Origin of the sequence: Pseudoxanthomonas sacheonensis (genome assembly GCF_031455975.1) — a bacterium.
GTDB classification, from domain to species: Bacteria; Pseudomonadota; Gammaproteobacteria; order Xanthomonadales; family Xanthomonadaceae; genus Pseudoxanthomonas_A; species Pseudoxanthomonas_A sacheonensis_A.
This window is the reverse complement of record NZ_JAVDTT010000003.1, coordinates 420,220-443,379: the sequence shown is the minus strand read 5'-3', so window position 1 is coordinate 443,379 and position 23,160 is coordinate 420,220. Positions and strand designations below refer to the sequence as shown.

General features: G+C 63.9%; 20 protein-coding genes. 17 read left to right on the top strand and 3 right to left on the bottom strand.

Annotated features, from left to right (window positions below; genetic code table 11):
• The first annotated feature begins 44 nt into the window (after positions 1–44).
• The 4 genes from J2W94_RS14310 (at position 45) to J2W94_RS14295 (ending at position 4,335) form a co-directional block, all read left to right on the top strand.
• Positions 45–1,493, top strand: a complete 1,449-nt coding sequence (locus J2W94_RS14310) for a bifunctional 2-methylcitrate dehydratase/aconitate hydratase (RefSeq protein WP_310094735.1) — start codon at positions 45–47, stop codon at positions 1,491–1,493.
• Between the two features lie 191 nt (positions 1,494–1,684).
• Positions 1,685–2,821, top strand: coding sequence for an OmpA family protein (locus J2W94_RS14305; protein ID WP_310094734.1), 1,137 nt, complete (start codon positions 1,685–1,687; stop codon positions 2,819–2,821).
• 207 nt (positions 2,822–3,028) lie between these two features.
• Positions 3,029–3,526 carry a hypothetical protein gene (locus tag J2W94_RS14300; RefSeq protein ID WP_310094732.1) on the top strand — a complete coding sequence of 166 codons (498 nt, stop codon included), beginning with the start codon at positions 3,029–3,031 and terminating at the stop codon, positions 3,524–3,526.
• A gap of 44 nt (positions 3,527–3,570) precedes the next feature.
• Positions 3,571–4,335, top strand: coding sequence for a pseudouridine synthase (locus J2W94_RS14295; protein ID WP_310094730.1), 765 nt, complete (start codon positions 3,571–3,573; stop codon positions 4,333–4,335).
• 83 nt (positions 4,336–4,418) lie between these two features.
• Here the strand turns inward: J2W94_RS14295 and kbl are convergent, their stop codons facing one another.
• A complete protein-coding gene (kbl, locus tag J2W94_RS14290) occupies positions 4,419–5,651 on the bottom strand; it encodes a glycine C-acetyltransferase (protein WP_310094728.1) in 1,233 nt (410 codons plus the stop codon).
• 176 nt (positions 5,652–5,827) lie between these two features.
• Between kbl and J2W94_RS18210 the strand changes: the two genes are divergently transcribed.
• The 6 genes from J2W94_RS18210 to J2W94_RS14265 all read left to right on the top strand — a co-directional run bounded on the left by J2W94_RS18210 (position 5,828) and on the right by J2W94_RS14265 (position 12,163).
• Positions 5,828–7,279, top strand: a complete 1,452-nt coding sequence (locus tag J2W94_RS18210) for an OprO/OprP family phosphate-selective porin (protein WP_430540612.1) — start codon at positions 5,828–5,830, stop codon at positions 7,277–7,279.
• A gap of 24 nt (positions 7,280–7,303) precedes the next feature.
• The gene (locus tag J2W94_RS18205; protein WP_430540624.1) at positions 7,304–8,320 is read left to right on the top strand and encodes a sulfate ABC transporter substrate-binding protein; all 1,017 of its coding nucleotides are present in this window, start codon (positions 7,304–7,306) and stop codon (positions 8,318–8,320) included.
• Positions 8,321–8,323: 3 nt separating this feature from the next.
• A complete protein-coding gene (cysT, locus tag J2W94_RS14280) occupies positions 8,324–9,172 on the top strand; it encodes a sulfate ABC transporter permease subunit CysT (protein ID WP_310094726.1) in 849 nt (282 codons plus the stop codon).
• A 52-nt stretch (positions 9,173–9,224) separates the two neighbouring features.
• Positions 9,225–10,154: a sulfate ABC transporter permease subunit CysW gene (gene cysW / locus J2W94_RS14275; RefSeq protein WP_310094899.1), complete on the top strand. Its 930-nt coding sequence runs from the start codon at positions 9,225–9,227 to the stop codon at positions 10,152–10,154.
• 10 nt (positions 10,155–10,164) lie between these two features.
• Positions 10,165–11,208: a sulfate/molybdate ABC transporter ATP-binding protein gene (locus J2W94_RS14270; RefSeq protein WP_310094723.1), complete on the top strand. Its 1,044-nt coding sequence runs from the start codon at positions 10,165–10,167 to the stop codon at positions 11,206–11,208.
• A gap of 169 nt (positions 11,209–11,377) precedes the next feature.
• Complete coding sequence (locus tag J2W94_RS14265; RefSeq protein WP_310094721.1) at positions 11,378–12,163, top strand: TorF family putative porin; 786 nt, start codon at positions 11,378–11,380, stop codon at positions 12,161–12,163.
• Positions 12,164–12,305: 142 nt separating this feature from the next.
• Here the strand turns inward: J2W94_RS14265 and tdh are convergent, their stop codons facing one another.
• Positions 12,306–13,340 carry an L-threonine 3-dehydrogenase gene (tdh, locus tag J2W94_RS14260; RefSeq protein ID WP_310094719.1) on the bottom strand — a complete coding sequence of 345 codons (1,035 nt, stop codon included), beginning with the start codon at positions 13,338–13,340 and terminating at the stop codon, positions 12,306–12,308.
• A gap of 146 nt (positions 13,341–13,486) precedes the next feature.
• On the opposite strand from tdh, the gene J2W94_RS14255 reads away from it, so the two are divergent.
• The 7 genes from J2W94_RS14255 (at position 13,487) to J2W94_RS14225 (ending at position 22,309) form a co-directional block, all read left to right on the top strand.
• Positions 13,487–15,652, top strand: a complete 2,166-nt coding sequence (locus J2W94_RS14255; protein WP_310094717.1) for a S46 family peptidase — start codon at positions 13,487–13,489, stop codon at positions 15,650–15,652.
• 186 nt (positions 15,653–15,838) lie between these two features.
• Positions 15,839–16,483 carry a histidine phosphatase family protein gene (locus tag J2W94_RS14250; protein WP_310094715.1) on the top strand — a complete coding sequence of 215 codons (645 nt, stop codon included), beginning with the start codon at positions 15,839–15,841 and terminating at the stop codon, positions 16,481–16,483.
• 6 nt (positions 16,484–16,489) lie between these two features.
• The gene (locus J2W94_RS14245; protein ID WP_310094713.1) at positions 16,490–17,947 is read left to right on the top strand and encodes a bifunctional folylpolyglutamate synthase/dihydrofolate synthase; all 1,458 of its coding nucleotides are present in this window, start codon (positions 16,490–16,492) and stop codon (positions 17,945–17,947) included.
• Positions 17,948–18,015: 68 nt separating this feature from the next.
• Positions 18,016–19,044 carry an SPOR domain-containing protein gene (locus J2W94_RS14240; RefSeq protein ID WP_310094712.1) on the top strand — a complete coding sequence of 343 codons (1,029 nt, stop codon included), beginning with the start codon at positions 18,016–18,018 and terminating at the stop codon, positions 19,042–19,044.
• A gap of 69 nt (positions 19,045–19,113) precedes the next feature.
• On the top strand, positions 19,114–19,875 hold the full coding sequence (locus tag J2W94_RS14235) for a CvpA family protein (RefSeq protein WP_430540623.1): 762 nt from the start codon (positions 19,114–19,116) through the stop codon (positions 19,873–19,875).
• 19 nt (positions 19,876–19,894) lie between these two features.
• Entirely contained in the window at positions 19,895–21,367 is a 1,473-nt protein-coding gene (purF, locus tag J2W94_RS14230; RefSeq protein WP_310094707.1) for an amidophosphoribosyltransferase, read from the top strand.
• Between the two features lie 96 nt (positions 21,368–21,463).
• Positions 21,464–22,309 (top strand): ferritin-like domain-containing protein, encoded by an 846-nt coding sequence (locus tag J2W94_RS14225; RefSeq protein WP_430540611.1) that lies wholly within the window; start codon positions 21,464–21,466, stop codon positions 22,307–22,309.
• 102 nt (positions 22,310–22,411) lie between these two features.
• Here the strand turns inward: J2W94_RS14225 and lpxH are convergent, their stop codons facing one another.
• Positions 22,412–23,155 (bottom strand): UDP-2,3-diacylglucosamine diphosphatase, encoded by a 744-nt coding sequence (gene lpxH, locus J2W94_RS14220; protein WP_310094703.1) that lies wholly within the window; start codon positions 23,153–23,155, stop codon positions 22,412–22,414.
• Positions 23,156–23,160 lie beyond the last annotated feature (5 nt).

The following is a 23,160-nucleotide window of genomic DNA, read 5'->3' as shown; positions in this document are numbered from 1 at the left end:
CTGGTCAGGCAACATAAGCGAGGTTTCCGCTGGCCGAGGTTCGCATGAGCCACCACGACACCCGTTCCGCGGTCCGTCCAGATCCCGACCAAGCCATGGTCGATATCGCCGATTACGTCGTCGATTACCGGATCGAATCGCAGGAGGCCTACGACACCGCGCGCTACATGCTGCTGGATTCCCTGGCCTGCGCGATGTTGGCGATGAAATTCCCGGATTGCGTCAAGCACCTGGGGCCGGTGGTTCCCGGCGCGACCCTGCAGGGTGGTGTGCGTGTTCCCGGCACCAGTCACGAGCTCGATCCCGTACAGGGCGCTTTCGCCATCGGCACGCAGATCCGCTGGCTGGATTTCAACGACACCTGGCTGGCCGCCGAATGGGGCCATCCGTCCGACAATTTGGGCGCCATCCTGTCGGTTGCCGACTACCTGAGCCGTAAGGCCAACCGCGAAGGCGGCAAGCCGCTGACCGTGCGCGATGTGCTGACCGCGGCGATCAAGGCCCATGAAATCCAGGGCGGCTATGCGCTGCTGAACTCGTTCAACCGGGTTGGCCTGGACCACGTGATCCTGGTCCGGCTCGCCTCTACCGCCTTAGCCACGCAAATGCTGGGCGGCGGCAAAGAACAGATCGTCAACGCGGTTTCGCACAGCTGGATCGACAACGGCGTGCTGCGCACCTACCGCCATGCCCCCAATACCGGCCCGCGCAAGAGTTGGGCCGCCGGCGACGCCTGCCGTCGCGCGGTCATTCACGCATTGAATGCGGTCAACGGCGAAGTCGGCTATCCCAGCGCCCTGAGCGTGAGGACCTGGGGATTCTATGACATCGCCTTCCAGGGCAAGCCGTTCCAGTTCGAGCGCCCGTTCGGCAGCTATGTGATGGAGAACGTGCTGTTCAAGATCAGCTTCCCGGCCGAGTTCCACGCCCAGACCGCCGTCGAGTGCGCCATGCTCCTGCATCCGCAGGTCAAGGACCGGATCGGCGAGATCGAGAGGATCCTCCTGGAAACCCAGGAAGCCGGCATCCGCATCATCGACAAGACCGGTCCGCTGGCGAACTACGCCGACCGCGACCATTGCCTGCAGTACATGGTCGCCGTGCCGCTGATCTTCGGCCGTCTGACTGCCGACGACTACCGCGATGGTGTGGCTGCCGATCCTCGGATCGATGCCCTGCGCGGCCTGATGGAGGTCAAGGAGAACCCGCAGTTCACCCAGGACTATTTCGATCCCGACAAGCGCTACATCGGCAATTCAGTGCAGGTGCTCTTCAAGGACGGGACCTCCACCGACCGGATTTCGGTTGATTTCCCCATCGGCCACCGCAAGCGTCGGGCCGAAGGCATTCCGATGCTGATGGCCAAGTGCGAGGCAGCCCTGCGAGCCCACCTGTCGGCCGGGCAAGTCGATCGGATCATTGCCCTGGCAGCCGATCCTTCCAGGCTCGAAGCTCTTCCCATTGACATGTTCATGAACATGTACAGCGCCTAGAGATATGAGATAGTGCGGTCATTGGCCCGGCTGACTTGTTATGGTACCGTTAACACAGCCTTCACATCGACACGCATAATCTGGACGAGATGGCGTGCAGACATGGCCGTCTGAACCACTTACAAAAGCTGGACCCTTTAACGAAAGTACTCCGGTTTTCTCTTACATCTTGATTTTTTAAGGAGCTGCAAATGAACAAGAAACTTCTCTGTGCCGCATTGCTGGCCGGTCTGGGCGTGGCGCAGGCCGCTTCCGCTCAGGAGTTCGATGACCGTTGGTATTTGACGGGTTCGGCAGGTTTCAACCTGCAGGACGAAGATCGCCGCACCGATAACGTTCCGTTCGTGACCCTGGGCCTGGGCAAGTTCATCAGCCCGAACTGGTCGCTCGATGGCGAACTGAATTATCAGAATCCGAACTTCGACGGCAGCATCGTTCCCGATGGCGACAATCTGAATTGGAGCCAGTACGGCGTGTCGATCGACCTGCGTCGTCATTTCATCTCCGAAGGCCGCGGTTGGAATCCCTACGTTCTGGCTGGCCTGGGCTATCAGCGCTCCGAAGAAGAGTTCGATAATGTCCCGAGCCCGAATTCCCCGGGCGAGCGCGAAGACGGCAATCTGTCCGCTAAGCTCGGCGTCGGCCTGCAGACCACCTTCGACAAGCGCGTCGCTATCCGTGCCGAAGTGGCTTATCGCGCCGACTTCGACGACAGCAGCTTCGCCGCCGAGGGTGGCCCGGATTGGGGCGGTTACCCGCACCAGCAGGAAGAAAGCTTCTTCAGCGATGTGCTGGCCTCGGTCGGTGTCGTGATCCCGCTCGGCCCGGCGCCGTCGGCTCCGGTTCCGGTTGCTCCGGAAGTGGCCCCGAATTGCGCGGACCTGGATGACGACGGCGACGGCGTCAACAACTGCAACGACAAGTGCCCGGGTTCGCAGGCTGGCCAGACCATCGGTCCGGACGGCTGCCCGGTGGCCGTGGCGATCGACCTGAAGGGCGTGAACTTCGACTTCGACAAGTCGAAGCTGCGTCCTGACGCGGTGGCGATCCTGAGCGAAGCCACCGAAATCCTGAAGCGTTACCCGGATCTGCGCGTTGAAGTGGCCGGCCATACCGACCAGTGCGGTAAGGACGCCTACAACCAGAGCCTGTCCGAGCGTCGCGCCAAGGCGGTGTACGACTACTTGACCACGAACGGCGTCGACGCCGGCCGTCTGGTGGGTCCGAACGGCTACGGCGAAAGCCGTCCGCTGGAAGACCTGGGCCAGGCCTTCCCGGCTTGCAAGAGCGAGAAGAACCGTCGCACCGAGCTGAACGTCCAGAACTAATCGGACACAGCTTCAAGCAAGACCAGAAGCCCGGCCTAGTGCCGGGCTTCTTTTTTGCGTGCGGCTTGTGTTGTATCGCATGGGTTATCCGCGATGGTTGCGCGCATATCCGTTGCGTTGCCGCTGCCTGCGCGTGCGGCGAGACTTTCCTTGATATTGGCTGCTGCGCTTCCTACACTCTGGTACACCTACCGCCCGGGTTTTCCAATGCGCCGTTTCGTCGTCTCCAGCCTGTTTGCCTTCGCCGCGATTCCGGGCGCCAACGCGCTGCCCAATTGCGCGAGCGGCGGCGTATCGCCACCGCTTTCCTCGACGCAGACGTTGCTGGCGCCGGTCGCGCCCGAACTGGCCACCAACACCACGCCTCTGGGTGCGCCCAGCGGCGTCCTGGCGCATGCGTACGATGAAGCGCAGTCGGTCGACCGCGTGTTGCTCCGGTTGCGGGTCCAGGCCTGCCAGAACGTGGCGATGGCAATGCCCGTTCAGAGCGTCACCGACCCCAATGATCCGGCCGCCTACAAGCCGAAGACGGCGTTCGACAACACGCCTTGGCGTTTCGATATGACCCAGAACGGCAAGCGCATGACCGCCGATGAGTTCGATGCCTGGATGAAGTCGCGCGGCGTGCGCGTGGTCAAGGGCGTGCCGCCCGCGGCAGCGCCTGTACCGGTTGCGGCCCCGGCTGCCGAGCCGGTAAAGAAGTAATCGGGCGCTCCGTCGCGTTAGGCGCGGCGCGCAATCCGTAGCCTGTGGCCTCCGCGAACACCTTCAGGTCAGCGCCTGCCGCAAGACACGGGCTAGCGCGCACGTTATCCAAGCTGGGAGTCTGCTCACGTACCGAGGCCGCCGCCTGGATATCCGCGGGGCGGGTATCGGTGGATGGGCGGGTCGTGAAGAACGTCGAATTTCCGGTGGTCCGCGGCCTGCATCGCATCGCGGTGGATGGCAACGAAATCGGCCAAAGCCTGCGCCACTATCTGGCGCTCAATAAACCGCGCGGGCTGGTGACCACGGCCAAGGACGAGCAGGGCCGCGATACGGTTTACCGATGCTTCGACGGCGCCGGCCTGGGCTGGATCGCGCCCGTCGGTCGCCTGGACAAGGCCAGTGAAGGGCTACTGCTCTTCAGCAACGATCCCGAGTGGGCCGCATCCATTACCGATCCGGAAACCGGACCGCTTAAGACCTACCACGTACAGGTCGATTGTATTCCCGATGCAGCTTTGCTGACGGGCTTGTCGACCGGCGTAGTGGTCGATGGCGCGCCGCTCGGCGCGAGCTCCGTGACGATGCTGCGCCACGGCGAGAAGAATGCGTGGCTGGAGATCGTGTTGGACGAAGGGCGAAATCGGCAGATACGCCGGCTGCTGGCGGCGTTCGATATCGGCGTGCTGCGCCTGATCCGCGTCGCGATCGGCGGCCTGGTGTTGGGAGAATTGCCGAAAGGACAGTGGCGCAGCCTGTCGCCGGAAGAAGCGGCAGCGCTGTCGCCGATACCGTCATCATCGTCGTAGGAGCGATGTGAGTCGCGATGGAGCTTTAACCATAGAGCTCCATCGCGACTCACGTCGCTCCTACGTCAATCCTGCAAACTTAATCAGGCTTTGATGACGCCCAGTTCGCGACCGATTCTGGTGAATGCATCGATCGCGCGATCCAGGTGCTCGCGCGAATGCGCGGCGCTCATTTGCGTGCGGATGCGGGCCTGGCCTTTGGCCACTACCGGGAAGAAGAAACCGATCGCATAAATGCCTTCTTCCAGCAGCCGCTCGGCGAAGCGCTGCGCCAGCGGCGCGTCGTACAACATCACCGGGCTGATCGGATGCACGCCGGGACGGATGTCGAAACCGATGGCAGTCATTTTCTCGCGGAAATAGCGCGTGTTCTCCGCCAGCTTTTCGCGCAGATCGCCTGCCGACGAAAGCATGTCGAAGGCCTTGATGCCGGCCGCGACCACATGCGGCGGCAGCGAATTGGAAAAAAGATAAGGGCGCGAGCGCTGGCGCAACAGTTCGATCACTTCCTTCTTTGCGGTAGTGAATCCGCCCAGCGCGCCGCCCATGGCCTTGCCCAGGGTGCCGGTGATGATGTCGATGCGGTCCAGTACGCCTTTGACTTCCGCCGAGCCGCGGCCGGTGGCGCCGAGGAAACCAGTGGCATGGCATTCGTCGATATGCACCAGCGCGTTGTACTTCTTGGCCAGCGCGGTGATCTGGTCCAATGGTGCGATGAAGCCATCCATGGAGAACACGCCGTCGGTGGTGATCAGCTTGGTCTTGCAGCCCGCCGCATCGGCCGCCTGCAGCTGCGCTTCCAGGTCCGCCATGTCGCAGTTGGCGTAGCGGAAGCGCTTGGCTTTGCACAAGCGCACGCCATCGATGATCGAGGCGTGGTTCAGCGCGTCGGAAATGACCGCGTCCTCTTCGCCCAGCAGCGGCTCGAACAGGCCGCCGTTGGCGTCGAAGCAGGCGGCGTAGAGGATAGTGTCCTCGGTGCCGAAGAATTCCGCGATCTTGGCCTCCAACTGCTTGTGCAGGTCCTGGGTGCCGCAGATGAAGCGCACGCTGGCCATGCCGAAGCCGTGCGTGTCCAGCGCGTCCTTGGCGGCCTGGATGATGTCCGGGTGGTCGGCCAGGCCCAGGTAGTTGTTGGCGCAGAAATTCAGCACCTTGCGGCCGTCGGCCAGTTCGATTTCGGCGGACTGCGGGCTGGTGATGATGCGCTCGGCCTTGAACAGGCCCTGGGCACGGATGGATTCCAGTTCGGCAGCGTAATGCTCAGTGAGGGCAGGCCCAGTGAGGGCAGGCTCGGTGCGGGCAGAAGAGGTCATGGCGCTCGGCGGTCGGGAAAGGCGGGCAGTTTAACAATTGCCCGCCTGGACACGTTTTGCTGCTTGTTCATGCCAATCGGATATAAGCGGCAGCCCTCTATTCATTTCCCCCGGACATTGTGCATGCGCAGCATCTGCGTTCCGGCCCGGATGGGTCAACCGAGGGGAGCCAGGCAATGCGAACGCGATCGGAACGGACCAAGGGCAAAGGGCAGGGTGCTGTCTTGCTGGGCGTTCTGGCCTGTTCGCTGTCCGCCCCGTTGCTGGCGCAGGAAAAACTGACGGTCGAGCAGTTGCAGCAGCGCCTGGAGGCGCTGGAACGCCGCGTCGGCGGTAGCGCGGCCAGCGAATCCGGAGAAACCCCGGCCGAGTCCGGCCTCGCCGACCTGGACCAGCGCCTGCGCATCCTGGAGCGCAAGCTGGAACTGCAGCAGGAAGAGCAGGTGGCCAAAGCCAAGGAAGCGCCGGTGATCGCGGTCAACGACAAGGGCGCTTCCTTCAAGTCGGCCAATGGCGACTACGAAATCAAGATCCGCGGGCTGCTGCAAGGCGACGGCCGCTTCTTCCTGGATGGGGCGCCGGCGGGCAACAACGACACCTTCCTGTTGCGTACCGCGCGACCGATCATCGAAGGCTCCCTGGGCAAGCTGGTGGGCTTCCGCTTCACGCCGGAGTTCGCTGGCGACAGCGCCACCATCGTTGATGCCTACGTGGATCTTCGCTTCAATCCGGCTTACACGGTGCGCGCGGGCAAGTTCACTTCGCCGGTGGGGCTGGAGCGTCTGCAGTCTTCGTCGGCGCTGTCCGAGGTGGAACGCGCGCTGCCTAGCGAACTGGCGCCCAATCGCGATATCGGCGTGCAGCTGCAGGGCGACGTGGCCGAAGGCCGTTTCGGCTACGCGATCGGCGTATTCAACGGCACCGTCGACGGCCGCGACGCGGTCACCACCAATCCCGACAATGAGTTTGAATATGCCGGGCGCGTGTTCTTCGAACCGTTCAAGAACGACGCCAACGCGCTGTCCGGCCTGGGATTCGGCATCGGCGCCAGCGTCGGCGACAAGCGAGGCAGCGGCAACAATTTCCTGCCGCGTTACCGCACGCCAGGGCAAGTGCAGTTCTTCAATTACCGTGCCGCCGCGCTGGCCGATGGACAGCAGAGCCGCATTTCGCCGCAGGGTTACTACTATCGCAATGCCTTCGGATTGCTTGCCGAGTACATCGTGTCCAAGCAGGAAGTCAGCATCGGCGGCGTGCGCGAAGAACTATCGAACAAGGCCTGGCAGGCGACCGCCAGTTACGTGTTGACCGGCGAGGACGCCAGCTACCGTGGCGTGGTCAAGCCGTCGCACCCGTTCAGCCCCGGCACGGGCGGATGGGGTGCGTTCGAAGTGGTCGGCCGTTATGGTGTGCTGGAAGTGGACGACGACGCGTTCCCGTTGTTCGCCGATCCCGCGGTATCGGCAAGCGAAGCCGCCTCCTGGACTGTGGGCCTGAACTGGTACCTCAACAGCAATCTCAAGCTGGTGTTGAATTACTTGCATACCAGCCTGGAGGGCGGAGCGGCGAGCGGCGCCGATCGCGAAGATGAAAAAGCCGTGTTCACACGCCTGCAAGTAGCCTTCTGAGAAAACCGGAGCCTCCCCATGAAAATCTCCTCCCTTCCACTGCCTCTCCGGACCCTGTTGCTCGCCTTCGGCCTGACCGTGGCGGCCGGCGCGGTCGCGAAAGACGTGGAACTGCTCAATGTTTCCTACGATCCCACGCGCGAGCTCTATCGCGATTTCAATGCCGCCTTCGCCAAGGACTGGCTGCAGAAGAAAGGGCAGAAGGTGCAGATCGAAACTTCGCATGGCGGTTCCGGCAAACAGGCGCGTGCGGTGATCGATGGCCTGGAAGCGGACGTGGTGACGCTGGCGCTGGCCTACGATGTGGATACCATCGCCCAGCGCGCCAAACTTTTTCCGGCCAACTGGCAGAAGCGCCTGCCCGAAAACAGCGCGCCGTACACTTCCACCATCGTATTCCTGGTGCGCAAGGGCAACCCGAAAAAGATCAAGGACTGGCCCGACCTGCTGCGTCCCGGCGTTTCGGTGATCACGCCCAATCCCAAGACTTCCGGCGGCGCGCGCTGGAATTATCTCGCCGCGTGGGCTTATGGCCTGAAGATCTTCAAGGGAGACGAGGCGAAGACCCGCAACATGGTGCGTGCACTGTTCCGCAACGTGCCGGTGCTGGATACCGGCGCGCGCGGTTCCACCACCACGTTCGTGCAGAACGGAATAGGCGATGTGCTGTTGGCCTGGGAGAACGAGGCGTTCCTGTCCGTCGAGGAGCTGGGTCCCGACAAGTTCGAGATCGTGGTGCCGAAGCTCTCGATCCTGGCCGAGCCGCCGGTGGCCCTGGTGGACAAGAATGTGGACAAGCACGGCACCCGCGAAGTGGCGCAGGCCTATCTGCAATATCTGTATTCGCCCGAGGGACAGAAGATCGCCGCCAGACACTACTATCGTCCACGTTTCCCGCAGTATGCGGACCCGGCCGACATCGCGCGTTTCCCCAAGGTGGAACTGGTGACGATAGACCAGGTATTCGGCTCGTGGGCCAAGGCCCAGGCCACCCATTTCGCCGAGGGCGGCGTATTCGACCAGATACAAGCGGAAAAATAGTTGATGGCGGCGGAATCAGCATCGATCGGGCGCCTCCGGCGCAGGCGCGTCTTGCCGGGGTTTGGCTTGAGCCTGGGCTATACGCTGGCCTGGCTGGGCCTGATCGTGCTGATTCCGCTGGCCGGTCTTTTCATCAAGGCAGGTGGCCTGGGCTGGCAGGGATTGTGGAATATATGGACCGAGCCGCGAGTGCTGTCGGCGCTGAAGCTAAGTTTCGGCACCGCGCTGGCCGCGGCCGCGTTCAACGCGCTGATGGGCACGCTGGTGGCATGGGTGTTCGTGCGCTACCGATTCCCGGGCAAGCGGATCTTCGACGCGATGATCGACCTGCCGTTCGCGCTGCCGACCGCAGTGGCGGGCATCGCTCTGACCTCGTTGTACGGCCCGTCGGGTTGGATCGGGCGTTGGTTTGAAGCGATAGGCGTCAAGGTGGCGTACACGCCACTGGGAATCACCGTGGCGCTGATCTTCGTCGGCCTGCCTTTCGTGGTGCGCGTGGTGCAGCCGGTGCTGGCCGAAGTGGAGCGCGAGTTGGAGGAAGCGTCGGCCACGCTTGGCGCAGACCGCTGGCAAACGGTGATGCGGGTGGTGCTGCCAGCGTTGTGGCCGGCGATCCTGGCGGGTTTCGGTTTGGCGTTCGCGCGCGGCGTGGGCGAGTACGGCTCGGTGATCTTCATCGCCGGCAACCTGCCTGGATTCACGGAAATCGCGCCGCTGCTGATCACTTTCCGCCTGGATGAGTACGACTACGCCAGCGCCACCGCCATCGCGCTGGCGATGCTGCTGCTGTCGTTCCTGACCTTGTTTGCGATCAACACGCTGCAGTCGAAGCTGACGCGGCGGGGGCGTTAAGATGAGCGAAGCCATTTCCGCCGTCATCGCGTTCCCTTCGGAGAATCCGCAGCTGTACACCGAGCATGCCCGCGAGAGTGCCCACAAGCGGCGCGCCGTCGCCTCGACCACCGAACCGCGCTGGGTCCAGGTGCTGTTGATCGCGGTCGCCCTGCTTTTCCTGCTCGGCTTCCTGCTGTTGCCGCTGGTACTGGTATTCGTGGAAGCGCTGAGCGGCGGCGTGCAAGCGTTCGTCTCCGCGATCACCGAAGCCGATGCGTTGGCCGCGATCAGGCTGACCTTGCTCGTCACCGCCATCGTGGTGCCCCTGAACCTGGTATTCGGCATCGCTGCAGCATGGGTGGTCAGCAAGCATGATTTCCGCGGCAAGCGTTTGCTGGTGAGCCTGATAGATCTACCCTTCGCGGTTTCGCCGGTGGTGGCCGGCCTGGTGTTCGTGCTGATCTTCGGTGCGCAGGGCTGGGCCTGGCCGCTGATCAACGAGGGCTGGCATTTCGCCTTGCCCTGGCTGGGGGAATTCACCCTGCAATTGCCGAAAATAATCTTTTCCACGCCAGGCATCGTGCTCGCCACGACTTTCGTGACTTTTCCCTTCATCGCGCGCGAGTTGATGCCGCTAATGGAGCAGCAAGGCACCGATGAAGAGCTCGCCGCGCTCAGCTTGGGCGCCAGTGGCTGGCAGACTTTCTGGCGGGTGACTCTGCCCAATATCCGCTGGGCGTTGTTGTATGGCGTGCTGTTGTGCAGCGCGCGCGCGATGGGCGAATTCGGTGCGGTGTCGGTGGTATCCGGTCACATCCGCGGGCGCACCAACACGTTGCCGTTGCACGTGGAAATCCTCTACAACGACATCGGACAGAACTATGGCGCCGCGTTCGCGGTGGCCTCTTTGCTCGCGCTTAGCGCGCTGGTCACCCTGATCCTGAAGGCTTACCTGGAATGGCGGCATGGCGAATCGCTAGCCGCCAACCACCGCCACTGAGACTGCATCCATGAGCATACGCATCGAAAACCTGAGCAAGCGCTATGGAGAGTTCACCGCGCTGGACGACATCAGCCTCAACGTGCGCGAAGGCGAACTGCTGGCGCTGCTGGGCCCGTCCGGTTCCGGCAAGACCACATTATTGCGGGCGATCGCGGGCCTGGAGCCCGCCGATGCCGGGCGCGTGCTGCTGACCGGCGAAGACGCCTCGCAGCTGAGCGTGCAGGCGCGCAGGGTGGGTTTCGTGTTCCAGCATTACGCCCTGTTCCGGCATATGAACATCCGCGAGAACATCGCCTTCGGCTTGCGCGTGCGCCGCGGCGAAGCGCGTTGGCCGGAGGCGCGCATCCGCGAACGGGTGAGCGAGCTGCTTTCGCTGGTACAGCTGGAAGGGCTGGAATCGCGTTATCCCTCGCAACTCTCCGGCGGCCAACGCCAGCGCGTGGCCCTGGCGCGCGCGTTGGCCATCGAGCCGCGCGTGCTGTTGCTCGACGAGCCCTTTGGCGCGCTCGATGCGCAAGTGCGCCGTGATCTGCGCCGCTGGTTGCGCGAGCTGCACGATCGCACCGGACTGACCACCGTCTTCGTCACCCACGATCAGGAAGAGGCGCTGGAACTGGCCGACCGCGTTGCGATCCTCAACCAGGGCCGCATCGAGCAGCTCGGCACGCCGGCGGAAACTTACGACCAGCCGGCCAGCCCCTTCGTGTATTCCTTCGTCGGCGCGGTCAATCGCCTGCCGGGCCAATGGCGCGATGGGCGCTTGCAGGTGGCCGGACTGGATCTGGCCGGGCCGGCCGGCGATTCGGGCAATGGCGCCGTGGAGCTTTACGTAAGGCCCGAGCACTTGCAGCTCACGCAGGCAGGAGAGGGATGGACTGCGACCGTGCTGGGCAGCCAACGCAGCGGACCCCGCCAGAGATTGTGGGCACGGCTGCATGACGGCGATGCTGAAGTGGAAGTGGAGCTGCCCGCAGGGCCTGCGGCGCCGGTCCATATCGCCGGTACCGAAGTCAGGCTGGCGCCGGTCCAATACGGAGTTTTCCCCGGCTGATTCAGGTAAGGCGGGCCAGTCGGGAATTTTTATCCCAACTTTATGCGCCAGGTACTTGACGGAGCTAATGTTGCGTCGCAATATCGAATCGGTTAAAAAACCGTGAATTTGCGATTGCGGGCTCGTGACACTGGGCTCGGACTGCAAGCCCCCAACCAGGAGAACCCGGATGAAGTCAGTCAAGCTCAGTATTGCTCTCGCGGCCGCATTGTTGGCGACGCCGTTTGTGTCGTTTGCCCAGGAAGCCGCAGCGCCCGCAGCCGAAGAGGAAGCTTCGTCGCCATGGGCCATCTCGCTGGCCGCCACCACCGACTACGTATTCCGCGGCGTGTCGCAGACCGACAACGGCCCGGCCTTCCAGGCGGGCGTCACCTATAGCGCGCCGTTCGGTCTGTATGCGGGCGTTTGGGGTTCCAACGTTGATTTCGGCGGTACCGGCGGCTTTGAGACGGACTATTACGTCGGCTGGAACAAGGATCTCAGCGACAGCTGGAATCTCGACCTCGGCGCCACCCGTTACACCTATTCGGGTGACGGTGGCTTTAGCGGCGACTACGACGAAATCATCGGCAAGGTCACCTGGAGTGGCCCGGTCACTGTTACCGGCCTGGTGGCTTATGCCCCCGATTACGGCGACTACACTCCGAAGGCGAAGGAAAGCTATGCCAGTCTGGCGGCTTCCTACGACATCGGCGAAACCGGCTTCAGCGTCGGTGCGTCGGTCGGCTATACCTCGGTCGATTACGGCGACGAAACCATCGAAGGCGAAAAGGTCGATTATGGCGTCACAGACTACTTCGACGGTTCGGTTTCCGTGTCGAAGGGTTTCGGTCCCGCCACCGCAACCTTGGGCTACTACGACACCTTCCGTTCGGATGCCGACGAACTGCGCGACAACGGCACCGACAACTACAAGCCGGGCGTTGTGCTGACCGTATCGGTCGCGTTGCCGTAAACCATTTGAACCATTTGAAAAAAAGGGGCGCCGCAAGGCGCCCCTTTTTCTTTGACGATTTGCAATGCCGGGTTTGCTCGGATTTTTTTGCGTCGACAAGGCACAAGTGGCGCTGAGCAAGCTCGGCACGACAGGGCTCGAATCAATTCCAGCTCAATACCACCTTGCCCGCCTTGCCCGCTTCCATCAGGTCGAAGCCCTTCTGGAAATCGTCGATCGGCATCTGGTGGGTCAGCACCTTGCCCAACGGGAAACCGCCCAGCACCAGCTGCGTCATCTTGTACCAGGTCTCGTACATCCTGCGGCCGTAGATGCCTTGCACGGTGAGACCCTTGAAGATGATGCGGTCCCAGTCCACGCCCGCGCCCTTGGGCAGGATGCCGAGCAGCGCGATCTTGCCGCCGTGGTACATGCAGTCGAGCATGTCGTTGAACGCGGTGGGATTGCCGCTCATTTCCAAGCCCACGTCGAAGCCTTCCATATGCAAGTCGGCCATCACGTCCTTCAGCGACTGCTGGGCCACGTTGACCACGCGGGTGGCGCCCATGTCGGCGGCGAGCTTCAGGCGGAAATCGTTGACGTCGGTGACCACCACGTTGCGCGCGCCGATGTGCTTGCAGATGCCGGCGGCGATCACGCCGATCGGGCCGGCGCCGGTGATCAGTACGTCCTCGCCGACCACGTCGAATTCCAGCGCGCAGTGCGCGGCGTTGCCGTACGGATCGAAGAACGCTGCGAGTTCGCTGGGGATCTGGTCGGGAATCGGCCACAGGTTGCTGGCCGGCATCACCATGTATTCGGCGAAGGCGCCGTCGCGGTTTACGCCGATGCCCACGGTGTGCGGACACAGGTGCGGCCGGCCACCGCGGCAATTGCGGCAATGGCCGCAAACGATGTGCCCTTCGGCGGAAACGCGCTGGCCCAGCGCATAGCCGCTGACGCCCGGGCCCATCTCCACGATGCGGCCGACGAATTCGTGGCCGATCACCAGCCCCGGCTTGATCGTGCGTTGGCTCCAGTCGTCCCACAGGTAGATGTGGAGGTCGGTGCCGCAGATCGCGGTCTTCTCCAGCTTGATCAGCACTTCGTTGGGGCCGGGCTGGGGCACGGGCACCTGTTCCATCCAGATCCCCTTGCCCGCTTCCCGCTTGACCAGTGCTTTCATCGTTTGCGCCATGACGGTGCGGGCCCTGCCTTGAGAGAGGGCGCGAATTATACGCCGCCGCCCGTGGCGGTCCGTTGGCCCTCCCTGCCATAAGTCATGGAGCTGGCGGCGGACGGGCTGGCTACAATCCAAAGCCCATGATCTGCAAGGAATTGCCTGTGCGTTGGAACCTGCTCGCTGTTTCGCTCGCCGCCACCGTCGCGATTCAAACGGGCGTGGCCCGGGCCGCAGAAGGCATGTGGGTGCCGCAACAGCTTCCCGAGATCTCCGGGCCGTTGAAGAAGGCGGGCCTCAAGCTCAGTCCCAAACAGCTGGCCGATCTGACCGGCGACCCGATGGGCGCGGTGGTGGCGTTGGGCGGCTGCACCGCCAGCTTCGTCTCCCCGCGTGGGCTGGTGGTCACCAACCACCATTGCGCGTACGGCGCCATCCAGTTGAATTCGACCGCCGAGAAGAACCTGATCAAGCTGGGCTTCAATGCAACCGTCCCAGGCGCTGAAGTCAGCGCGGGCCCTAATGCGCGCATCTTCGTCCTGGATTCCATCAAAGAAGTCACCGCCGACGCCAAGGCCGCCATCGCGTCGGCCGGCGGAGACCCGCTGGCGCGGACCCGCGCACTGGAAGCGTTCGAGAAAAAGCTCATCGCCGAATGCGAAGCCGAGGCCGGCTTCCGCTGCCGTCTCTTCAGTTTTTCAGGTGGCAACGCCTACCGCCTGTTCCGCAACCTGGAAATCAAGGACGTGCGCCTGGCTTATGCGCCGCCGAGCGGAGTGGGCAAGTACGGCGGCGACATCGATAACTGGATGTGGCCGCGCCACACCGGCGATTTCGCCTTCTACCGCGCCTACGTGGGCAAGGACGGCAAGCCGGCCGCGTATTCGGTCGACAACGTGCCCTACCAGCCCAAGCGCTGGCTCAAATTCGCCGACAAGCCGTTGGGTACGGGCGACTTCGTGATGGTGGCCGGCTACCCCGGATCGACCAACCGCTATGCGCTGGCCAGCGAATTCGACAGCACAGCCAGCTGGACGTATCCGACTATCGGCAAGCACTACAAGAATCTGATCGAGATGGTGGATGCGGCAGGCAAGAAGAATCCCGATATCCAGGTGAAGTACGCCAGCACCAGGGCCGGCTGGAGCAACACCAGCAAGAACTACGAAGGCCAGTTGGCCGGCTTCGAGCGTATCGATGCCGCCTGGCAAAAACATGCCGATGAAGAAGCGGTACTGGCCTGGCTGCGCAGCCGCGGCGGGCAGGGGAGCGCGGCGCTGTCGGCGCACGACGAGCTGATCGAATTGGGCGAAAAAACCAAAGCCACGCGGGAACGCGATTATGTCGTCGGTCAGCTCAACAGCACCGCGATGCTCGGCACCGCGGTCCAGCTGTATCGCCTGTCCATCGAACGCGAAAAGCCCGATGCCGAGCGCGAAGCCGGTTACCAGCAGCGCGACTATCCCTCCATCGAAGGCGCACAGAAGCAGCTCGAACGCCGCTACGTGCCCGCAATGGACCGGCAGCTGCAGCAATACTGGCTGCGTCAGTATGCGCAGTTGCCGGCCAAGCAGAGACTGGCCCCGATCGACAAGTTCCTGGCCGGCAGCAAGGAACAAAACCTCACCCGCGCGCTGGATCGCCTGGCCAAGACCAGGTTGGGTAGCACCGACGAGCGCATGAAGTGGTTCAAGGCCGACCGCAAGGCTTTCGAATCCAGCACCGATCCGGCCATCCAGTACGCCGTCGCGGTGATGCCCGCGCTGCTCAAGCTGGAGGAGGAGCGCAAGACGCGCGCCGGCGAGGCCCTGCTGGCGCGGCCGATCTATCTGCAGGCAGTGGCCGACTACCGCAAGAGCAAGGGCGAGTTCGTCTATCCCGACGCCAACCTGTCGCTGCGCATCACTTTCGGCAACGTCACCGGCTACCAGCCCAAGGACGGAGTGGAGTACACGCCGTTCACCACCGTCGAAGGCGTCGCCGCCAAGGCCACCGGCGTAGAACCGTTCGACGCGCCGCAGGCTTTGCTCGATGCGGTCAAGGCCAAGCGCTACGGCGGTCTGGAAGACAAACGCCTGGGCACCGTACCGGTGGATTATCTGTCCAATCTGGACATCACCGGCGGCAACTCCGGTTCTCCGGTGCTGGATGCGCAAGGCAAGCTGGTGGGCCTGGCTTTCGACGGCAACTGGGAGTCGGTGAGCTCCAACTGGGTGTTCGACCCGAAGATGACGCGCATGATCTCGGTCGATGGCCGCTACTTGCGCTGGATCATGCAGGAGGTCTATCCGGCGCCGCAGTTGCTGAAGGAAATGGGCGTGGCGCGCTGACTGGCACGGGCATCGTCCCGCCCGCGGCGGCACCCCTGGGGTTGACTGCTGTGGGCTTGTCGGCGCGCTGCGGCGCGTTCCGATGTCACGGCGCTTTGGGCTAGTCGCGGCGCGGTATCATTCGCTCCCGTCGTCGTTTCGGTCTCCGCAACGCCCGGCTTCACCTCACCTGGATCCCCCTCCCGCATGCGCATCCTGCTTGCCCGCCACGGCGAAACGCCGTGGAACGCCGAAGGCCGTTACCAAGGCCAGATCGATATCCCACTGTCGCCCATCGGCGAATCGCAAGCCGCTGCGCTGGGTGTCCGCCTCGCAGACGTGAACCTTACCCGTGCGGTGGCCTCGCCGCTGTCGCGTGCGCGCCGCACCGCCGAATTGGCGCTGGGCGAAGCGCGCCTGCCGATGCTGACCCTCGATCCCGACCTGCAGGAAATCGCACACGGCGAATGGGAAGGCCTGCTGGCCAGCGAAATCGACGACAAGGATCCCGCCCGCCTGCGTGCCTGGCGCGAGGAACCCGAAACCGTGCTGATGCCCGGCGGCGAATCCCTGCGTCAGGTGCTGGACCGTTCCTGGCAGGGTCTGGCCCGCGCGGCCGAAGGTCTGGGCGACGGAGACACGCTGCTGGTCGTCGCCCACGATGCGGTCAATCGCGTGATCCTGTGCCGCATTCTCGGTCTGCCGTTGTCCAAACTCTGGAGCTTCCGCCAGGCGCCGACCACGCTCAATCTGCTGGAAGGTCCCGACGTGGATCATCTGGAAATCGTCCGCCTCAACGACTGCGCGCACCACACGCCGTTCTTCGGCGAAGCGGTGCATCGGGCGCTGTAAACAGCCGTGGCGCGCTCGCTGGAAGACTGGCTCGGCTACATCGAGCAACAACATCCGAAATCCATCGAGCTCGGCCTGGACCGCACGCGCGCCGTTGCGCAGCGGCTTGCGATCGGCAAGCCCGCCAGGCACGTCGTCACCGTCGGCGGCACCAACGGCAAGGGTTCCACCGTTGCCTTCATCGAGGCCATCGCCCGCGCGGCGGGACTAAAGGTTGGCACCTACACGTCGCCGCACTTGCTGCGCTACAACGAGCGTGTGCGTATCGAGGGGCGTGAGGCTAGCGATGAAGAGCTGACCGCAGCATTCGAGGCGGTGGAAGCCGCGCGATTTTCCCTTCTCCCCCCGGGAGAAGGTGCCCAAAGGGCGGATGAGGGCGAGAGAATTCCGTTCCCCGGAAACGACGCTGCAAACGGGAAGTCCACGCCCTCATCCGTCGCTGCGCGCCACCTTCTCCCGGGGGGAGAAGGAAAAGCAATTCCGCTCACCTATTTCGAATTCGGAACGCTGGCTGCGTTATGGCTTTTCCAGCAATCCAGCTTGGATCTTGCAGTGTTGGAAGTCGGCCTCGGCGGCCGCCTCGACGCGGTCAACATTGTCGATCCGGACGTCGCCGTCATCACTACGGTCGATATCGACCATGTCGACTGGCTGGGCAACGACCGCGAAAGTATCGGCTACGAAAAGGCCGGGATCGCGCGGCCGTGGAAACCGTTGGTACTGGGCGAGATCGATTCGCCTTCCAGCGTGCTGCGCCATGCTTACGCCATCGGCGCCAATGCGGTGCGTCTGGGCAGCGATTTTTTCCACGAGCCGGTCCTTCGACAGGCTCAGAGCCTGCCCCGGACTCGATTCGGGGATGAGCGGTCTTCAACTGCTTGGCGCTGGCGCGACGCCGGCTTCGAGATCGAATTGCCGAATCCTTCCCTGAGCGCGCCTGTGCAGCGCGTCAATGCCGCCACAGCGATAGCGGCATTGCGCGCCCTGGATATCGAGTTGCCCGATGCTGCATTCGTCAAGGGCGTCGCTTCGGCGATGCTGCCGGGAAGATTGCAGCGCTTCGACCTGCACGGCACTGCGATAATCGTGGACGTGGGCCACAACCCGCAGGCCGCTCGTGAGCTCGCGGCGTGGTTACGGGCCGAACCCGTGCAGGGGCGCACCTTGGCGGTGTTCTCGGCATTGGCCGACAAAGACGTGGCAGGCGTGGTCGCCGCTCTCGAGCGCGAAGTGTCGGCCTGGTTTCTCGCGGGGTTGGAAAGTGTCGGTGCGCGCGGACAATCGGTGGATGCGGTGGCCGCGAAATTGACTGGAACCGCAGCCGCAGCGGGCGCGCGGCACGCCAACGTGGAAGCGGCGCTGCGCGCCGCGCAATCGGATGCGAGCGCGGAGGATCGGATACTCGTGTTCGGCTCCTTCCATACCGTGGCCGAAGCGCTAGCGATCCTGCATTCAGGTCAATGACGGCGAAGCCGTTTCGCGGCACCGTATAATTCGCACGGCATTCCCGCCGCGTCGTTTTGCGAGCCCGCATGGATACCGCCCTCAAACAACGCCTGATCGGCGCCGTCGTCCTGGTGGCGCTGGCGGTGATCTTCCTGCCGATGCTGATCAAGGGCCCCGCGCCCGACAGCGGCGTCTCGGACGTGCCGTTGGACGTACCGGCAACACCGGGCGGGCAGTACGAAACCCGCGAACTTCCCTTGGTGACGCCTGGCAACGCTCCTGCGGGTGGCGTAGTGGGGATGGAAGATGCGCCGACGCCCACGCCAGCGAGCGCCAGTGAAGCGGTTCCGCTCGGCACCGCTCCGGCCGTCGCAGCGGGCGCGATGCTGCCGGCCAGTACCGCGGGTGGCAACTACGCGGTCAATTTCGGTGCTTATGCCACCCCGGCGGACGCCGACGCGGTCATTGCGCGGCTCAAGCAATCCTCGCTCCCCGCCTTCCGCGAACCCGCCAGCATCAACGGCAAGACAGCCTACCGCGTGCGGATCGGACCTTACGCCGAGCGCGCCGATGCCGAAGCCGTGCGTCTGCAGGCCGCGCAAGTGCGCAGCGACGTGAAGGCGCAGGTAGTGACCCTGGATGCGCCCGCGGCGTCGTCGGCCTCGACCTCGGTGCCGTTGGCAGCGGCCGCGCCGACAGCGGTGACCACCCAGGCTTTGCCGCCCGAACCAGCGAAACCGACGCAGACGCCGTCCGCGGCGACACCCAAAGCAGTGGCGGCAGCGCCCAAGCCGGCAACAGCGCCACCGGCGACAGCCGCGCCCAAGCCGGCGGAGCCGGTCGCCAAGCCGGTCGAATCCCCCAAGCCGGCGGCCTCCAACGTGGGTTTCGCCGTACAGCTGGGCGCCTTCTCCCAGGCTGCCGATGCCAACGCCCTGCGCGATAAATTGCGCGCCGGCGGTTTCAGCGCCTTCGTCGAGCAGGTGAAGACCGACAAGGGCACGCTGAGCCGGGTACGCGTCGGGCCGGTCGCCAGTCGCGCCGACGCCGACAAGCTGAAGGCGCAAGTCGCCGCCAAGGTGGGCATCAACGGCATGGTCCGTCCGCATCCGTGACCGCCTGACATCTGATCGCGGCCCAGGGATGAAAGGCCAACTCGCAGCAGTCAGGGGATGTTCGTCTCGATGATCGACATCGTTCTATTGATCATCATTGGCGGATCCGTTTTGTTGGGATTGATCCGGGGGCTGGTGGGCACGCTGGTGTCGACGGCCGCATGGTTGCTGGCCGGCTGGGTCACTTTCCAATTCGGCGGACAGGCCGCGTCGTGGCTGTCCGACGACGGCAAACCCACCATGACCGAATTGTTCGGCGGCTATGCACTGAGTTTCGTGGTGGTGATGGTGGCGGTGGCGCTGGTCGGCGCCCTGGCCAAATCCATGGTCCGGTCGGTCGGCCTGTCGGGAGTGGACCGCATGCTGGGCGCGGCACTGGGCCTGCTGCGCGGGGCCTTCCTGGCCTGCATCCTGGTCCTGCTGATGGGCTTCACGCCGTTGCCCCGGGAGCCTTCCTGGCAGCAGTCCAGCGTTCTGCCGATCTTGCTGCCCGGTGCGGGCTGGATGCGTTCCAAGCTGCCGGATTGGTCCGTTCCGGAAATCGATTTTCGCAATCCGCTCTCCACAGGCGATAATGGCGGCACACAAGCGTTGTCAGTGCCCTCGCTGGAAGGCGTAGTCCAGCAGGCAATCGATACGGCCAAAGGCGGCGTATCAGGGGAGGCGGAGGGCCGCGCCCCGGCAGTTCAGGAACCGGCGAATATCGAGGCCGGCGGGCAGGACCCCGCGAATATCGAATCGACCGGGCAAGACCCGGCAACGGCCGAACCGGCCAACCTCGAATCAGCAAAGCAGCGCCCCAACGGCCAGAAACGGCCCAGTTCGCAATAAACGAGCGGAGTACGTATCCATGTGCGGCATCGTCGGAATCGTCGGCAACCAGAACGTTGCGGGCCAGCTTTATGACGGGCTGACCGTCCTGCAGCACCGCGGGCAGGATGCGGCCGGCATCGCCACCGCCGACGGCACGCGCCTGCGCGTGCACAAGGACAACGGGCTGGTGCGCGACGTATTCAATCCCAAGGCGATGAGCACGCTGGAAGGCCGCGTCGGCATCGCCCACTGCCGCTACCCGACCGCCGGCTCCGAAGGCCTGGACGAAGCGCAGCCGTTCTACGTCAATTCGCCGTACGGCATCGCCCTGGCGCACAACGGCAACCTGATCAACACCGAGGCCCTGCGCCAGGATGTGTTCGCCGAAGACCGCCGCAATATCAACACCGATTCGGATAGCGAGGTGCTGCTGAACGTGTTCGCACACGAGTTGGACCGCCAGCGCACGCTTTCGCCCGAAACCGCGATCCGCGCCGTCGCCGGCGTGCACCGCAGGGTGAAGGGCGGCTATGCGGTGGTCAGCGTGGTGCTGGGCCTGGGCCTGGTGGCCTTCCGCGACCCGCACGGCATCCGTCCGCTGGTGCTGGGCAAGCGCGAACACAAGGAAGGCGCGGACGAGTACATCGTCGCCTCCGAATCCGCAGCGCTCGATATCCTGGGTTTCCAGCGCGTGCGCGACGTGCAGCCGGGCGAGGCCATCGTCATCACCGCACGCGGCGAGCTGTTCTCCGAAATCTGCGCCGAGCCGCAAGAGCACGCGCCGTGCATCTTCGAATACGTGTACTTCGCGCGTCCCGATTCGATGATCGACAACGTCTCCGTGCACAAAGCGCGCATGCGCATGGGTGTGAAGCTGGGCGAGAAGATCCTGCGTCTGCGCCCCGACCACGACATCGACACCATCATTCCCATCCCCGACACCTCGCGCGATGCGGCGCTGGAAATCTCCAACGTGCTGGGCGTGAAATACCGCGAAGGCTTCATCAAGAACCGTTATGTCGGCCGCACCTTCATCATGCCGGGGCAGGGCGAGCGCGTTAAATCGGTGCGCCGCAAGCTCAACCCGATCCCGCTGGAGTTCCGCAACCGCGTGGTGCTGCTGGTGGACGACTCCATCGTGCGCGGCACCACCAGCCAGCAGATCGTGCAGATGGCCCGCGACGCCGGCGCCCGCAAGGTTTACCTCGCCTCGGCCGCGCCGCCGGTGCGTTTCCCCAATATCTACGGCATCGACATGCCGGCGGTGGACGAACTGGTGGCCAACGACCGCAGCGTCGAGGAAATCGAGAAGTTTCTGGGCTGCGACTGGCTGATCTACCAGGATCTGGAAGATCTGGAGGCCTCGGTGCGCGAAGGCAACCTGGACCTGCAGCGTTTCGATTCCTCTTGCTTCAACGGCGATTACGTCACCGGCATCGAGCCCGGTTATTTCGAGCGCATCGAGTCGTTGCGTTCGGACGAGGCCAAGCGTAAGCGTCGGGTGTCGTGAAACCCGTTCCGTCCGCGTCGTCATCCCAGCGAAAGCTGGGATCCATTTTGACTTTGTTCTTGAATGTCGAACAGCAAAGGCAAAAGCAAGATCAAAATGGATCCCAGCTTTCGCTGGGATGACGGTTCATTTTTCATGTTTTCGTCACTCTTCGACGCTGCTCGGGCATGCCTTGACGCTGCTTCGCCAGACGACAAAGTCGCGCTGACCCAGGAGTACGCCGCGGCGTTCTCCCGTTGTGAACTCCGTGCCGATGCCGACGCGCCGGCACCGCAGCCCATCCGCATGCCGGGCCGTCCCGTGCGGCCGAAACTGGTTCCCTCGCGCGAGCTCCCGCAGCGCGGACTGGGCAGCGTGGAAGGCCGCGCTGCGTTTATCCACGCCATCGCTCATATCGAATTGAATGCGATCGATCTGGCCTGGGACGCCGCGTACCGGTTCCGCGGCATGCCGGCGGGCTTCTACGCGGACTGGGTTTCGGTCGCCAACGACGAATCGCGCCATTTCGTGCTCTTGCGCGATCGGCTGCGGGAATTCGGCTACGACTACGGCGATTTCGATGCGCACAACGGTCTGTGGGAAATGACCGAGAAAACCGCGCACGACGGCATGGCTCGCATGGCGCTGGTGCCGCGCGTGCTGGAAGCGCGCGGGCTGGACGTGACGCCCGGAATGATCGCCAAGTTGCGCAATGCCGGCGACAAACCCACGGCCGAGATCCTGGAACTGATCCTTCGCGAGGAAGTGGCGCATGTCGCCGCCGGATCGCACTGGTTCCGCTGGTACTGCCAGCGCGACGGGTTCGAGCCGCATTCCACGTTCCGCGCGCTGCTGGCGAAGTATGCGGGTCCCACGCTGCGTGGACCATTCAACCACGACGCGCGTCTGCTGGCCGGATTCGACGCCGAAGAGATCGCCGCGCTGGAGCAATTGTCCGCCTGACCGGCGCGTGTGCGTAGGAGCGACGTGAGTCGCGAAGATGGTCTTTGGGATCACAAGCGGTCAGTCGCGACGCACGTCGCTCCTACGCGCTCCTACGCGCTCCTACGGCAACGACTCCAGGCGAAAACCGCTTGCGTCCACACGCAAGACGGAACCCTGTTCGTACCAATCGCCCAGTACGATGCGCCGGCATTCGCGTCCGCTTACCTGCAGATCGTGCAGGGCAGGGCGATGGGTGTGTCCATGGATCATGGTGTCGATGCCGAAGCGGGCGAAGGTCGCTTCCACTGTGGCTGGGGTCACGTCCGTCACCGTTTCGAAGCGCACGTCATTGCCGCCTTCGCGCAGCTTGGCCTGGTGCGCCTGGCTGGCGGCGCGTGCCTGTGCGGCGAAGGCGAGCCGCGCCTGCAGAGGCTGCGACAGGAACTGGGCCTGCCAGGCCGGGTTGCGCGTCTGCGTACGGAACGCCTGATACGCAACGTCATCGGTGCAGAGCAGATCCCCATGCATGAGCAGGGTGGGCTTTCCGTAGAGCACCACTACCGCCGGGTCGGGCAGGATGCGGAAGCCCGCGCGCAACGCGTAATCCTGACCCAGCAGGAAGTCGCGGTTGCCGCGGATGAAGTACACCGGCACCCCCGCATCGGCCACTTCCTTCAAACCAGAAGCGACATACGCGCCCGTCTCGGAAGGATCGTCGTCGCCCACCCAGGCTTCGAACAGATCGCCGAGGACGTACAAGGCCTCGGCCGATTTCGCCTCGCGCCGCAAGAAACGGCCGAACAGTTCGGTAATCGCCGGCCGGGTGGAATCCAGGTGCAGATCGGAGATGAAAAGAGTGGTCATGCGGG